Below are 14,004 nucleotides of genomic sequence, written 5' to 3' on the forward strand. Positions count from 1 at the left end.
GCCGACACCGTGCGCGGGGTCCTCGGACTGCCCGACGACTGGCAACCGCTCGGCGCGATCGCCGTCGGCTACCCCCTCGAACCACTCGAACCCCGCCGGCCCGTCGACCCCGGCGACGCCCTCATCGAGAAATGACCCACACACGATGAGCGCCGAATCGCTGCACCGCACCGCCACTGCCGCGCTCGAGGGCTGGAAGACGCTCGATGAGAACGACGAATCGTTGCGGCACACCATGCTTGCGTTCCTCGCATCCGCGCCGCTCGGGTGCCTGCGTGAGTATGCGCCCGGGCACATCACGGCGTCCTCCCTCGTCCTGGACGAGGGAGGATGTCACGTGCTGCTCACCCTGCATCCCCGGGTCGGCCGGTGGATCCAATTGGGTGGGCACTGTGAGCCTTCCGACGACACCGTCGTCGACGCCGCACTGCGGGAGGCGTGCGAGGAATCGGGGATTCCCGACCTGCGGATCGACCCCGAACTGCTGTCGGCGCACACCCATCCGATCACGTGCTCACTCGGGCAGCCCACCCGGCACCTGGATCTCCGGTTCCTGGTCCGCGCGCGGTCCGGCGCCCACATCGTGCGTAGCTCCGAATCGACGGATCTGCGCTGGTGGCCGGTGGACGCACTGCCGCCGAACGCGGAGAAGTCCACGATCGACCACCTCGTGCACCTGGCCGGACTGCGCTAGGAGCGCTGCACCTCTCACACGTCCGTGCTGAACCGCACTCCGCCGTCGGGCAGCGTCACGCCCGGCCACACCCGGGCCCCGCGCAGCAGCTCGCACCGGGCACCGACATCGGCTCCGTCACCGATCACCGCGTCCCGCACGAGGGCCCGTGGACCGATGCGCGCACCGAATCCGATGATGGACCGTTCGACGGTCGCACCGGCCTCGACGACGGCACCGTCGAACAGCACCGCACCGTCGAGTCGTGCGCCCGCACCCACCTCGGCGCCGCGGCCGACGACGGTGCCGCCGATCAGCAGTGCGCCGGGGGCGACGCCCGCACCCGGATGGACGAGCGATTCGCCGCGGGGACCGTCGAGCGCCGGCGAGGGAGCGATGCCGCGCACCAGATCCGCCGAACCGCGCACGAAGTCCTCGGGAGTGCCCATGTCGCGCCAATACGACGAGTCCACGTGTCCGTAGACGCGGGCGTCACCGGCGAGCAGCGACGGGAACACCTCACGCTCCACCGACACCGGACGGCCCTCGGGGATCTGTTCGATGATCTCGCGCTTGAAGACGTAGCAGCCGGCGTTGATCTGGTCGGTCGGCGGATCCTGCGTCTTCTCGAGGAACGCGGTCACCCGGCCGTCGGAATCGGTGGGCACACAGCCGAACGCCCGCGGATCGCCCACCCGCACGAGGTGCAGGGTGACGTCGGCCTCGCGGGTGCGGTGCGTGTCGAGGATCGCTCCCAGATCGGTGCCGCCGAGGACGTCGCCGTTGAAGACCATCGCGTGGTCCCCGCGCAGCTTCGGCAGAACGTTGCGGATGCCGCCACCGGTGCCGAGCGGTTCGGTCTCGGTGACGTAATCGATCTCGAGCCCCAGCTTGGAACCGTCCCCGAAGTACTCCTCGAAAACCTCCGCCTTGAAGGACGTGCCGAGCACGACATGCTTGATCCCGGCAGCCTCGATCCGAGCCAGCAGATGCTGGAGGAACGGCAGACCCGCCGTCGGCAGCATCGGCTTGGGCGCCGACAACGTCAGCGGGCGAAGCCTCGTTCCCTTACCGCCGACCAGCACCACGGCATCGGTCGTCTTCTCAATTGCCATCTGTCGTTCCCCCCTCGTTCTGGTTTCTGCGTCGTTCCCGGACCGCGGCAGCCACGGCGATCTTCGACCGCACCGCCAATCCTCCCCGAAGTGCCCACCGCAGCGGCGCCTGCCACCAATGGGGATGGCGATCGGCCTGGAACCGGTACGCACTCTGATGGTGCGCCGGCAGCATCAATTCCGGATGCTTGCCCGCGGCGTGCCCCTTCGCGTGAGTGACCTCTGCGGAGGGCACGTAAACGTTGAGCCATCCCGCCTTGCCCAGGCGGTCGCCGAGGTCGACGTCCTCCATGTACATGAAGTAGCGGGAATCGAAGCCGTTGATCGAGTCGAACGCGACGCGACGCATCAGCAGGCACGAACCGGACAACCAGCCGACGGACCGCTCGCTGACGGTCTCGTTCTCCTGGCGGTAGCCGGCCGTCCACGGGTTGGACGGCCACACCGTGCCCAGCACCGCATGCCCTGCTCCCGACACCAGGTCGGGGACCTGACGCGCCGACGGGTAGATGCTTCCGTCGGGTTCCAGAACGAGCGGTCCGAGCGCCCCCGCCCGTGGCCAGCGCTCGGCGGCCGCGAGGAGAACGTCGATCGATCCGGGCGCCCAGCGAACATCCGGATTGGCGATGACGACGAACTCGATGTCCTCGTCGATCTCCGCCACAGCCCTGTTGATGGCACCGCCGTAGCCGATGTTCCCTCCGGTGCGCAACAGGCGCACGTGCTCGTGCGCCTCGTCCGCGGCCTCGGGGGCGCCGTCCGTCGAACCGTTGTCGGCCATTACGACCTGCGGATCTTCTTTCGTCGCCTCGGCGAGAGTGCCCAGGAATTGCTCCAGATGCTCACCTGGCGAATAGGTCACCGTCACCACGGCCAGCTTCGAACTCACGCGGGCAAGCGTAGCCGTTGAAAGGGGGTGCCTCTCACACCGCGGCATGCAGAGCGGCGCGCAACGCGTCTCGCCACGGCCGCAACGGGGTCAGCCCGGCGTCGGCCCACGCGCGGCCGGACAGCACCGAGTACGCCGGTCGCGGGGCGGGGCGCACGAACTGGGCACTCGTGCACGGGTGCACGCGCTGCGGGTCGGCACCCGCCTCCTCGAACACGGCGCGCGCGAGGTCGAACCAACTCGCCCGGCCCGAGTTCGTGGCGTGCAGCACCGGTGCGTCGATGTCGCTGCGACCGGCCAGTTCGAGCAGCGCGTCGGCCAGGTCGCCGGCGAATGTGGGCGAGCCCACTTGGTCGTCCACGACGTCGACCGTGTCACGTTCACGCTCGAGGCGGCGCATGGTGGAGACGAAGTCGGAGCCCACCCCGCTGTACACCCAGGCGGTTCGCACCACGTGCGCGGACGGAAGCGCCGCGTGGACGGCGCGCTCGCCGGCCAGTTTGGTACGTCCGTAGGCGGTCGCGGGACCGGTCGGGGCGTCCACCTCGTACGGCGTGTCGCCGTCCCCGGCGAACACGTAGTCCGTCGAGACGTGGATCAGCCGGGCACCCACCCGGGCGCACGCCGCCGCCAGGTTCGCAGGACCTTCCTCGTTCACCGCCCGCGCGGTGTCCTCGTCCGACTCCGCCGCGTCCACCGCGGTGTACGCGGCGCAGTTGATCACCACCGAACCGGGCTCGACCTGGGCGAGCACCGCGTCGCGGTCGGTGATGTCGAGCTCGTCCGAGCCCACACCCCGGGCCGGAATCCCGCGGGCCTCGGCTCGTCGGAGGAGGTGTCCACCCAGCTGCCCCCGGGCGCCGGTCACAAGGATGTTCGTCACGGCGCCCAGTCTGGCACGCCGATCCACACGTCCCTGCTCCAGCCGCGTCGACCAGTAGCCTGGTTTCCGTGTCACACGAGCAACCCGCACCAGACGCACCCCCGAGCACCGCTCGGCGGCCGATTCACATCGCTGTCGCGGTGCTGTCGGTGCTCGCACTCGTCGTCACAGGATTCGCGTGGCGGAGCATCGACTCGCTGCGCAACAATCTGGCAACCGCGGGCGGTCTCGGACTCGGCGGAAGCGCCGACGGCGCCGTCGACATCCTCATGGTCGGCACCGACAGCCGCACCGACGCCCACGGCAACCCCCTCTCCCAGGAGGAACTCGACTCGCTGCGCGCCGGCGAGGAGGTGGCGTCCAACACCGACACCATCGTCCTCATCCGCGTTCCGAACGACGGCAGTTCCGCCACCGCCATCTCGATCCCCCGCGACTCCTACGTCGACGTACCGGGGATCGGCATGTCGAAGATCAACGCCGCCTACGGCGCCACCAAGGAGACCGAGCGGCTGAAACTCGTCGAGGACGGAGCCACCGACAAGGAGGCCGAGGAGGAGTCGACGAAGGCAGGCCGCGAGGCCATCATCCAATCGGTGGCAGACCTCACCGGCATCACCGTCGACCACTACGCCGAGGTCGGGCTGCTCGGGTTCGTCCTCCTCACCAACGCGGTCGGCGGCGTCGACGTCTGCCTCAACGAACCGGTGGACGAGGACATGTCCGGCGCCCACTTCCCCGCCGGTGAGCAGTCGCTGAAGGGTGCGGACGCACTGAGCTTCGTCCGCCAGCGCCACGACCTCCCCCGCGGTGACCTCGACCGCATCGTGCGCCAGCAGGTGTTCATGGCGTCCCTCGTCGGCAAGGTGCTGTCCGCGAAGACCCTCAGCGACCCGGGCAAGCTGAACGAACTCAGCGGCGCGGTGCAACGTTCGGTCGTGCTCGACGACGATTGGGACATCATCGAATTCGCCACCCAACTGCAGGACCTCGCCGGCGGCAAGGTGCAGTTCGAGACCATTCCGGTCGCGGATCTCAACGGCATGACCGACTACGGCGAATCCATCGTCGAGGTCAAGCCGAAGGATGTGAAGAAGTACGTGGCCGGTCTCGTCGGCGAGGAGCCTGCCGACTCGGAGGACACCACCACCAAGTCCGAGACGCCCGACATCGACACCTCGACCGTCACCGTCGACGTCGCGAACTCGAGCGACGTCGGGGGTCTCGCGAACGGTGTGGCCGACGCCCTGACGTCGCTCGGCTACGGCCAGGGTGAGATCGGTAACTACACCGGCAAAGCGGTGAGCGAGACCACCGTCTTCGCGCATTCCGCGGACGACGACAGCGCCAAGGCGGTCGCGGCCGCACTCGGCGGGCTCCCCACCGACACGGACCCGACGCTTCCCGAAGGCTCGGTCCGGGTGGTGCTGTCCGGTGACTATCAGGGGCCGACGTCCGCCGAGACCATCAGCACCACCTCGTCGTCCGAGTCCTCCGAGACCGGCCTCGAACCCGTGTCCACGGCAGGAACCACCCCCACCCCGGCACCGCCCGGCCCGCCCATCGATGCCGGCTCGTCGGGCCCGCGTTGTGTGAACTAGAAAACGAGAGACGGACTGTGTCCATGAACCATGCGTCCCGCACGCTGACCGACGCCCTGCTCGACCCGATCCTGAAGAACGACCCGGCCGGACCGCGCGTCACGTTCTACGACGACGCGACGGGCGAACGGGTCGAACTCTCGGCGCTCACCCTCGCCAACTGGGCGGCCAAGACCGCCAACCTGCTGCGCGACGAATTCGCCGTCGAACCCGGTGCCCGCGTCGCCGTGCTCCTGCCCGCGCACTGGCAGACCGCCGCGGTCCTCCTCGGCGTCTGGTGGGCCGGCGCCGAGGTCGTTCTCGAACCCGATGCGGACGCCGAGATCGCACTCGTCTCGCCGCAGCGCCTGGGCGACGTCGAGGACGTCCCGGAGGTCGCGGCGCTGTCGCTGGACGCATTCGGCCGCCCCGTCCCCGACCTTCCTGTCGGCATCACCGACTACGCCACCTCCGTGCGCGTTCACGGCGACCAGTTCCGGCCGACCGTCGCCGGGCCCGCACTCGCAGGCAAGAGCGTCGACGACGTTCTCGCCGCGGCACTGGCCTCCGCAGAGACGCACCGGATCACCGCCACCGACCGGGTGCTGTCCGTCGAGGCGTGGGACTCCCCCGACGCCCTGATCGACGGTCTGGTGGCCGTCTTCGCGGCCGGCGCGTCACTGGTGCAGGTCGCCAACGCCGACACCGCGGCTCAGGCGCGACGGGTGGACACCGAGAAGATCACCCGTCAGCTGTCCCGGTAGCCGCCGTCCGCGAGGCCCGCGGCGATCTCGAACCTGTTCCGGGCACCGCGCCGCATCGACTCCTCGAACAGGTACCGCAGCGCGAAGGTCCACCCGTACGTCGCCCACTGGTCGGCGTGGACCGCTTCGTGTCGCAGCAACGATCTCGCCGGTTCCCGGCCGGTGAGAAACGCACCGCCGATGGTCGTCCCGCCGCGCGCGTACCCACCGCGCATGCCGCTGCACACGAACAGGCCGAACTCGTCGTCGAACGTGATGCGCGCACCCCACAGCCGGGCATACGCCAACGCCAGCCGGGTGATCGCCGCCGACTGGGGATTCCCCCGCGAAGCGCGGATCATCGGGACCCCGTGGCTGCGTTTCATGTGCGCAGGATAAGCGCTCGCGGCAGGGTTCATCCACAACCTCGCGCCGCGGGAATCCCGCGCAGCACCATCGCCTCCCGCTGCCGGAGTGGCCGCTACCACCGTGTGCTGCCCACGGTGTACTCCCTTGAGGAACCCGACACGTACGACCGGTGCGCCGCGGTGTCCGCGTGGCGGCCGGCCGCGGTGCTGAGTCGCCGCACGGCGGCCTGGCTGTACGGGTGGTTGCCCGAACCGACGGTCGTCGAAGCCACGATCCCGAGGGGGCACCGCGTGACGCCACCCGACTGGCTGCGGCTCTACCGTCGCGACCTCGCACCGCACTCAGTGTCGACGGTGACTCTGCTTCCGGCGGTGTCCCCCGCCCAGGCGCTCTTCGACTGCGCCGTCGTCATGCCCGAGCGAGACGTCGCATCACTCGTCGATGCCGAGCTGAATCGAAGCGTCGAACCCGACGAGTTCCGTGACCTCTGCCTCACCCACCGCGGTCGGCACGGGACGCCCACCGCGCAGCGGCTCCTGCGGCACGCTTCCCTCCGCGGCGTCGGAACCCGAGCGCGTACTCGGCCGCGAGCTCAGCCTTCGCGGATTCGCACTCGCGCCCAACCTGCCGACGAGATCATCGCCGCCGTGCGTAAACGACGTCGCAGTCGGCGCCCGAAGTGAACCTAGCCGCCACTCGTTGGCCTCCGAGGGCTGTTCCGGCCCTGAGAGAGCGAAGAGTGGCGGCTCAGTACGACGTCAGCCCAGCAGCTTGTCGCGAAGGGCCTGATCCTTGCCCAGGACCATCTTCTCGAGCCCGTCCTGGAATGCGACCATCTGCTGCTGCAGGGCGGGGTCGGCGGCACCGAGGATGCGGACGGCGAGGAGGCCGGCGTTGCGGGCGCCGCCGATGGACACGGTCGCGACGGGGACGCCTGCAGGCATCTGCACGATCGAGAGCAGTGAGTCCATGCCGTCGAGGTACTTCAGCGGGACGGGCACACCGATGACGGGCAGCGGGGTGGCCGACGCGACCATGCCCGGCAGGTGGGCGGCGCCCCCGGCACCGGCGATGATCACCTGGATACCGCGGCCTGCGGCGTCCTTCGCGTAGTCGAGCATGCGCTGCGGTGTGCGGTGTGCGGAGACGACACCTACCTCGAAGCGCACCCCGAATTCGGCGAGCGCCTCCGCGGCGGCCTCCATGGTGGGCCAGTCGGAGTCGCTGCCCATGATGAGCCCGACCTGTGCGCCCTGCCGTGCTGCCGTGTCACTCACCGTGTTCATCCCATCCGTCGGTCCATTCAGCGTGCGAGAGCCAGTGCGCGGCGCGTTCGGCCCGCTCGCGGACTCGTGCCACGTACTCGGGGTCGTCGATCGAGCCCGGCCCGCCGACGATGTTCACGTGACCGATCTTCCGGTCCTCACGTTCACCCTTGCCGTACAGGTGGATCTTCGCGTCGGGCATCCGGGCGAAGAGGTGGTGGACGCGTTCGTCCATGCTCATCTCGGGCGCGGTCGGCGCGCCGAGCACGTTCGCCATCACCGTGATCGGTGCGAGGGGTGCGGTGTCGCCGAGCGGGTAGTCGAGGACGGCGCGCAGGTGCTGCTCGAACTGTGACGTGCGGGCGCCGTCCATGGTCCAGTGGCCGGAGTTGTGCGGGCGCATCGCGAGTTCGTTGACGACGAGCGTGCCGTCGGTGGTCTCGAACAGTTCGACGGCCATGGCTCCGACCACACCGAGTTCGGACGCGACGCGGAGCGCCAGTTCCTCGGCGGCCTCGGCGACCGAGTCGGGCAGCGCGGGGGCGGGGGCGAGGACCACGGCGCACTGTCCGTGGCGTTGCACGGTCTCCACCACCGGCCACGTCGCGCCCTGACCGAACGGTGACCGCGCCACCATCGCGGACAGCTCACGCCGCATCTCGACCTTCTCCTCGACCAGGAGGGAGACACCCTTGTCGAGTTGCTGGGTGACGATGCGCTCGGCCTCGTCGGAATCGTCGGTGATCCACACGCCGCGGCCGTCGTATCCGCCGCGGACGGCCTTGATGACGACGGGCCAGCCGTGTTCGGCGCCGAACTTGACGACGTCCTCGGCCCAGGTCACCTCGGCGAACGCCGGGACCGGTGCGCCGAGTTCGCCGAGCTTGCGGCGCATCGCGAGTTTGTCCTGCGCGTAGATGAGCGCCGTCGGCGGCGGCTGCACGTTGACACCCTCGGCGACGAGGAGGTCGAGGTGCTCGGTGGGCACGTGCTCGTGGTCGAACGTCAGGGCGTGTGACCCGACCGCGGCCCTGCGGAGCGCGTCGAGGTCGGTGTGGCTCCCGAGGACGACGTCGGGGCTCACCTGCGCTGCGGGTTCGTCGGCGGTGCCGGAGAGCACCCGCAGGGTCTGGCCGAGCGCGATTGCGGCCTGGTGGGTCATTCGCGCGAGTTGGCCGCCACCGATCATCGTCACGACGGGTTGCCCGGCGGTCAGATCGCGGGGTGTCGTGGGACGCGGTGTGGAGTCAGAGTTGCCGGTCACGGGTCACTAGTTTGTCACGTCCGGTGCCGGGTTCCGCCGCCGAGGTCGCCGGTCCCCAGTTTCTGTGATTCTCCTGATGATCTCGCCGCCAATTGGTGGTATCCGGTCCGACTTTCGTAAACTCATCCGTTGTGTCATTTGTCGACGGCGTCCTTGCACGCGTTCCCCAGCCTTTCCGGGCTCTCGCGTTGCGCCATCACGAACTGATCAAGTTCGCGATTGTGGGCGGCACCACCATGATCTTCGACCTCGCGATCTTCTATTCGCTGAGCCTCACGATCCTCGAAGAGAAGCCGGTGGTCGCCAAGATTCTGTCCGGAATTCTCGCGACGGTCCTGAGTTACATTCTCAACCGCGAATGGTCGTTCAAGAACCGTGGCGGACGGGAACGCCACCACGAGGCTCTGCTGTTCTTCACGATCAGTGGAGTCGGTGTTCTCCTCGCCGCGGCGCCCCTGTGGATCGCCAACAACGTGTTCGACATCCGCGAGACGCAGGACAATCTGACCACCCTGGTGGTCGTCGACTTCGTGCTCAACTACATCATCGGAAACCTGCTGCAGATGGTGTTCCGCTTCTGGGCCCTGCGCCGGTTCGCCTTCCCCGACGAGAACGTGCATCTCATCGACCCGGATCTCGTCGACGAGACCGCCGAGGAAGAGATCGGCCAACCCTGACCGTCAGCGCGGTTCCCGGATCCCGGTGACCCGTGTCGGCACGTGCTCGCGGGCGATGGGGACGAATATCGCGAACAGGGCCGGACGGCGACGCTGCAGTTCCAGCCGGCCACCGTCCGCCTCGATGAGCGCGCGGGCCAGCGCCAGGCCCACACCGGTCGAACCGGCCCCCGAGAAACCGCGGTCGAAGATGTGCGGCGCGAGGTCGTTGCTGACGCCGACACCCTCGTCCGACACCTCCACGCACACCATCGCCTCGCGCGGCGACAGTTCCTTGCCCGGCGCCCGCTGATTCTGTCCCTGGATCAGACGCACCGACACCGTGCACGTCCCCGCGCCGTGCATGAGCGCATTGTCGACGAGGACCGCCACGGCCTCGCGGAGCCGGGAACCGGTGGTCGACGCCATCACGTTCGTGTCTCCGCGCAGCAGCAACTGGCGGTCGACGTCCTCGAACGGCCGTTTCCAGTCCGCGATGACCACACTGAGCTCCCGGATCACCGACACCTGCGTCTCGGTGCCGCTGCTGCGGGAGGAGCGGACCAGTTCGTCGATCGCGACGGTAAGCCGGTCCACCTGCGCCATGGCCTCGTCGGCCTCGACGACAACGGCCGGATCCGGGTGCACGGACAGCTCGTCCAGCCGGAGACGGACGGCCGTAAGTCGGCTGCGGAGCTGATGGGAGACGTCGGCGACGAGTGCGTGCTCGCGCTGCAACCGTCCCGCGATCTCGACGGTCGCCGAATCGAGAACGTCGGAGACGCGGTCGAGTTCGGGGATGTCGTGGCGCCGCACGTCCGGCCGGAAGTCGCCCTCCGCGAGCCGGGCGGCCCGGTTCGCGACATCCCGTAGCGGATCGGCGAGCCGCTTCGCCGTGACGTACGCCACCACGGTGCCTGCGGCGATGGACACGAGCACCAGCAGCGCGACGGCACCGACGGCCTGGCGTTGCTGGGTGCGCATCTCGTCGGACGGCACCTCGAGGCGGAGCGAACCGGACGTGCCCATCGCGAGAGATTCCACGAGCGGCGACTGCACGGCCGGTTCGCCGATGTCCACACGTGCGGCGCCGTCGTCGGTGGTCGGGTACACCACGACGAGTCGGCCCCCGGCGGGCGTCAGCAGTCGCAGGGAGTTCGTGTCGAGGTTGCCCTCGACGACGCCGTTGATGCCCTCCTGGGTGATGATCTCCGTCGCCATCCGATCCAGCCGGACCTGCAGGTCACTCCGGTTGAAGTCCTCGACCCACAACCAGGCCGTGTAGATCAGCGGCACACCGAGCAGCAGCGCCGTCAGGATCACGACTGCGAGGATCGACTGGAGAATTCTGCGGCGCACTACCCCGCCTAGTCGGTGTTGATGCGGAAACCGACGCCGCGGACCGTCGCGATGCGACGTTCGGCGGCGGGGCCCTCGTCACCGATCTTCCGGCGAAGCCACGACATGTGCATGTCGAGGGTCTTCGAGCCGCGCAGTTCCACGTCGCCCCACACTTCCGCGAGGATGGTGTCCCGGGACACCACCTGTCCAGCGTGTTCGAGCAGCACCCGCAGAAGCTCGTACTCCTTGTTGGCGAGGGCGATCTCGGTTCCGTTCACGAGCACCCGGCGGGCCGCCGGCTCGAGCCGGATGCCCCCGACCTCGACGACGGAATCCTCGCCGCCACCGCGGCGACGCAGCAGGGCACGCACCCGGGCCATCAACTCCGCCAACCGGAACGGCTTCCCGACGTAGTCGTCGGCTCCGGCGTCGAGTCCGACGACGAAGTCGACCTCGTCGGTGCGCGCGGTGAGCATGAGCACCGCCAGTTCCGAACTGTGGGCACGCACCTGCCTGCACACCTCGAGACCGTCCATCCCCGGGAGTCCGAGGTCCAGAATCAGCAGGTCGTAGGCCCCGTCGAGCGCCTGCTCCAGCGCTGCCGGGCCGGTCTGCTCGATGGTGACGTCGTATCCTTCCCGGCCCAGTGCCCGCGACAGCGGGGCGGCGATGGCTTCGTCATCTTCGGCAAGCAATACAGCAGTCACCTCCACAGCGTACGGAGGTGCGGAGACGGCTGTGACCGGTTACCAGCCTTTGCCGGTGTCGGCGTCGCCGCGCGGGTCTTCCCGCTCGCGTTCGCGGTGGAGATCCATCGCGTCGAACACCTGGTGGTAGAGCAGGGAGTGGACGCGCTGAACGTCGGGGATGTCGTCGAATTCCAGCGGATCGTCGGAGGACGACACGATGACCAGCGTTCCGGTGCGGAGCATCCTGTCGAGGAGGCCGTGCCGGAACTGCACGTTGCTGATGCGCCCCATCGGAATGTCGATCCCCGTGTGCGTCATCACACCCTGGCGGATGAGGACGCGGCGGTCGGTGACGATGAAGTGGGTGAACTTCCAGCTGAGAAACGGCGCGACACAGCGCCATCCGACGAGTCCCAGCCACAGCACGAGGACGACGACGAGCACGACGTTCAGCGCGGAGCCGTCCAGCTTGTTCTCGGCGAAACCCGCCGCGAAACCCGCGACCGCCGTCGCCAGCAGAAAGGTGACGGCGGGGAGCAGCAACATCTTCCAGTGCGGATGGCGGTGAAGCAGTAGTTCCTCGTCCTCGGCGAGCGCGTCCTCCGGATATCCCATGCGAAGAGTGTGCCCCTACCGCATGCGGCTGAGCACGATCGGGGTGATCACGATGATGAGGCCGTACAGCACCATCCACACGCCGACCACGATCACGAACACCTCGAGCGACAGTTCGGGCTGCAGGAGCACGAACGCCCCGGCGACGACGCTGATCACTCCGAGCACGATGGTGAGGCCACGGTTCGCGACCGAACCGGAGGCGCCCTCGACGATTTCGAGGACACCCCGGAACACCCACCACGCACCGATTATGAGCGCGATGATGACAACGGTCTGGAGCGGGCTCCTCAGCACGAGGAACGCGAGAAGTATTGCCAGGGCGCCGGATACGCCCACGAGGGTGCGCGCGCCTCCACTGGCCTCGACGTCGGCGAACGCCCGGATGATCTGGACGATCCCGAATCCGAAGAACTGGATGGCGATCAGGACGGCCAGCACCGTGAGGGTCACGTGCGGCCACACGAGCACGGCGATGCCCAGGCCCAGGGTGAGCAGACCGAGCACCACCGTGAGCCCGGTCAACGTGCGCCGGGCTGCGGTGACGGAGGACTCCGGAATTGAGGTACTCATGTACCACAGTGTGGCACTACTCGGTGCGCACCGGGCGTAAATGTGTGATGTCACCTGCGGCGACGGCGACCGTGCCGGGCTGTCCGTCGGGGGCGATCACGACCCGGCCCTCCGCGTCGACGTCCGTTGCGATGCCGATCAGTTCACGCCCGCCGGGCAGTTCGGCGCGCACCCGCTGGCCGAGCGTGCCGCAGCGCTCTCGGTAGGCCCCGGCGAGTTCCGTGACGTCCCAGTTCGCGTCGTGCCACTGCTGCCAGCGATCGGCGATGGCCCGCAGCACCGCCCGAACCAGGGTGTCGCGGTCGCTGACCTCGGCGCCTTCGAGGACGAGCGACGTCGCGTGCTCGACGGGCAGTTCCTCTCTGGTGAGGCTCACGTTGAGTCCGATCCCCACGACGACCGCGGGATCCGGTGCCGTGGCGGACACCTCGGCGAGGATCCCGGCGACTTTCCGTCCGTCGATGAGCACATCGTTGGGCCACTTCAGTTCCGCAGGCACCTTGGCGGTGGCGCGCAGCGCGTCGACGACGGCGACGCCGGTCAGCAGCGGCAGCCACCCCATGTCCTGGACGCGCATCCCCGGCATCGTCAACAACGCCGAGACCGCGATCTGCGCCTGCGGCGGGCTCACCCAGGCGCGGGAGTGGCGGCCCCGGCCGCTGCCCTGGAATTCGGCGAGCAGCACGTGCCGGTCGCAGTCCGACGTCGCGGCGCGCGCGAGAAGATCCGCGTTGGTGGACCCGGTCTCCTGCACCACGTCGAGCCGCGACCAGAACTTGCGGGTGTCGCTGTCGTCGTCACCGCGGACGAGCGCCGCCCGCAGATTGTCGGCGTTGAGAGGGGGTCGGTTCAGGTCGGTCCACATCACCACAGCCTAGGACGAACAGGAAAAGGTACTGGTCAGTAGCCGGGTCCGGGCAACCCGCCGCCTGACCACCTCCCTTGGCAGAAGCTCGCCGCCGCTCGTTAAGCTGACCTGTCATGACCACTGTTCAGGAGCCGAGCGCGGCGGAGTCGGCGAGTACGCCCGATATTCACACGACGGCGGGAAAGCTCGCCGACCTGCGTAATCGTCAGGCCGAGGCGCAGCACCCGAGCGGTGAAGCCGCGGTCGAAAAGGTGCACGCCAAGGGCAAGCTCACCGCCCGCGAACGCATCACCGCCCTGCTGGACGAGGGCTCCTTCGTCGAACTCGACGCCCTCGCCCGCCACCGCAGCGTGAACTTCGGCCTCGCCGACAACCGCCCCGTCGGCGATGGCGTCGTCACCGGCTACGGCACCGTCGACGGCCGCGACGTGTGCGTCTTCTCCCAGGACGCCACCGTCTTCGGCGGCTCCCTCGGCGAAAT

General features: G+C 68.8%; 17 protein-coding genes. 6 read left to right on the plus strand and 11 right to left on the minus strand.

Annotated elements, in window-relative coordinates:
• The first annotated feature begins 145 nt into the window (after positions 1–145).
• Positions 146–694, plus strand: a complete 549-nt coding sequence (locus tag CA951_RS41445) for an NUDIX hydrolase (protein WP_087562376.1) — start codon at positions 146–148, stop codon at positions 692–694.
• 14 nt (positions 695–708) lie between these two features.
• Here the strand turns inward: CA951_RS41445 and CA951_RS41450 are convergent, their stop codons facing one another.
• Genes CA951_RS41450 through rfbD form a run of 3 tightly spaced genes read right to left on the minus strand, consistent with a single transcriptional unit; the run spans position 709 to position 3,560 of the window.
• Positions 709–1,788 carry a sugar phosphate nucleotidyltransferase gene (locus tag CA951_RS41450; RefSeq protein WP_087562377.1) on the minus strand — a complete coding sequence of 360 codons (1,080 nt, stop codon included), beginning with the start codon at positions 1,786–1,788 and terminating at the stop codon, positions 709–711.
• Positions 1,778–2,677: a glycosyltransferase family 2 protein gene (locus CA951_RS41455; protein ID WP_087562378.1), complete on the minus strand. Its 900-nt coding sequence runs from the start codon at positions 2,675–2,677 to the stop codon at positions 1,778–1,780. The genes CA951_RS41450 and CA951_RS41455 overlap by 11 nt, the downstream gene beginning before the upstream one ends.
• 34 nt (positions 2,678–2,711) lie before the next feature.
• Positions 2,712–3,560: a dTDP-4-dehydrorhamnose reductase gene (rfbD, locus tag CA951_RS41460; protein WP_087562387.1), complete on the minus strand. Its 849-nt coding sequence runs from the start codon at positions 3,558–3,560 to the stop codon at positions 2,712–2,714.
• Between the two features lie 122 nt (positions 3,561–3,682).
• Between rfbD and CA951_RS41465 the strand changes: the two genes are divergently transcribed.
• Both CA951_RS41465 and CA951_RS41470 read left to right on the plus strand, forming a co-directional pair.
• Positions 3,683–5,161, plus strand: a complete 1,479-nt coding sequence (locus CA951_RS41465; RefSeq protein ID WP_087562388.1) for an LCP family protein — start codon at positions 3,683–3,685, stop codon at positions 5,159–5,161.
• Between the two features lie 23 nt (positions 5,162–5,184).
• Complete coding sequence (locus CA951_RS41470; RefSeq protein WP_087562379.1) at positions 5,185–5,904, plus strand: TIGR03089 family protein; 720 nt, start codon at positions 5,185–5,187, stop codon at positions 5,902–5,904.
• On the opposite strand, the gene CA951_RS41475 is transcribed toward CA951_RS41470, so the two are convergent.
• Positions 5,889–6,269, minus strand: coding sequence for a hypothetical protein (locus CA951_RS41475; RefSeq protein WP_087562380.1), 381 nt, complete (start codon positions 6,267–6,269; stop codon positions 5,889–5,891). The two genes, CA951_RS41470 and CA951_RS41475, sit on opposite strands and share 16 nt — an antisense overlap.
• A gap of 117 nt (positions 6,270–6,386) precedes the next feature.
• On the opposite strand from CA951_RS41475, the gene CA951_RS41480 reads away from it, so the two are divergent.
• Positions 6,387–6,935 carry a hypothetical protein gene (locus CA951_RS41480; protein WP_256974306.1) on the plus strand — a complete coding sequence of 183 codons (549 nt, stop codon included), beginning with the start codon at positions 6,387–6,389 and terminating at the stop codon, positions 6,933–6,935.
• Positions 6,936–7,010: 75 nt separating this feature from the next.
• Here CA951_RS41480 and purE read toward each other — a convergent pair whose 3' ends face one another.
• Both purE and CA951_RS41490 read right to left on the minus strand, forming a co-directional pair.
• Positions 7,011–7,538 (minus strand): 5-(carboxyamino)imidazole ribonucleotide mutase, encoded by a 528-nt coding sequence (gene purE / locus CA951_RS41485; protein ID WP_072951207.1) that lies wholly within the window; start codon positions 7,536–7,538, stop codon positions 7,011–7,013.
• Positions 7,522–8,781, minus strand: a complete 1,260-nt coding sequence (locus CA951_RS41490; RefSeq protein WP_087562382.1) for a 5-(carboxyamino)imidazole ribonucleotide synthase — start codon at positions 8,779–8,781, stop codon at positions 7,522–7,524. The genes purE and CA951_RS41490 overlap by 17 nt, the downstream gene beginning before the upstream one ends.
• Before the next feature lie 131 nt (positions 8,782–8,912).
• Here CA951_RS41490 and CA951_RS41495 point away from each other — a divergent pair, with 131 nt between their 5' ends.
• Positions 8,913–9,458, plus strand: a complete 546-nt coding sequence (locus CA951_RS41495; RefSeq protein ID WP_087562383.1) for a GtrA family protein — start codon at positions 8,913–8,915, stop codon at positions 9,456–9,458.
• 3 nt (positions 9,459–9,461) lie between these two features.
• On the opposite strand, the gene CA951_RS41500 is transcribed toward CA951_RS41495, so the two are convergent.
• From CA951_RS41500 to CA951_RS41520, 5 genes are read right to left on the minus strand one after another with little or no spacing between them, the layout of a single operon-like run.
• On the minus strand, positions 9,462–10,796 hold the full coding sequence (locus tag CA951_RS41500; RefSeq protein WP_087562384.1) for a HAMP domain-containing sensor histidine kinase: 1,335 nt from the start codon (positions 10,794–10,796) through the stop codon (positions 9,462–9,464).
• An 8-nt stretch (positions 10,797–10,804) separates the two neighbouring features.
• Positions 10,805–11,485: a response regulator transcription factor gene (locus CA951_RS41505; RefSeq protein ID WP_025432276.1), complete on the minus strand. Its 681-nt coding sequence runs from the start codon at positions 11,483–11,485 to the stop codon at positions 10,805–10,807.
• A 39-nt stretch (positions 11,486–11,524) separates the two neighbouring features.
• Positions 11,525–12,082 (minus strand): PH domain-containing protein, encoded by a 558-nt coding sequence (locus CA951_RS41510; protein ID WP_087562385.1) that lies wholly within the window; start codon positions 12,080–12,082, stop codon positions 11,525–11,527.
• Between the two features lie 15 nt (positions 12,083–12,097).
• The gene (locus CA951_RS41515; protein WP_087562386.1) at positions 12,098–12,655 is read right to left on the minus strand and encodes an HdeD family acid-resistance protein; all 558 of its coding nucleotides are present in this window, start codon (positions 12,653–12,655) and stop codon (positions 12,098–12,100) included.
• A 16-nt stretch (positions 12,656–12,671) separates the two neighbouring features.
• Entirely contained in the window at positions 12,672–13,520 is an 849-nt protein-coding gene (locus CA951_RS41520) for a biotin--[acetyl-CoA-carboxylase] ligase (RefSeq protein WP_087562389.1), read from the minus strand.
• 116 nt (positions 13,521–13,636) lie between these two features.
• Between CA951_RS41520 and CA951_RS41525 the strand changes: the two genes are divergently transcribed.
• On the plus strand, positions 13,637–14,004 hold a 368-nt coding region (locus tag CA951_RS41525; RefSeq protein WP_306300879.1), incomplete at its 3' end, for a carboxyl transferase domain-containing protein.

The organism is Rhodococcus sp. NCIMB 12038, assembly GCF_002165735.1.
GTDB lineage: Bacteria > Actinomycetota > Actinomycetes > Mycobacteriales > Mycobacteriaceae > Rhodococcus_F.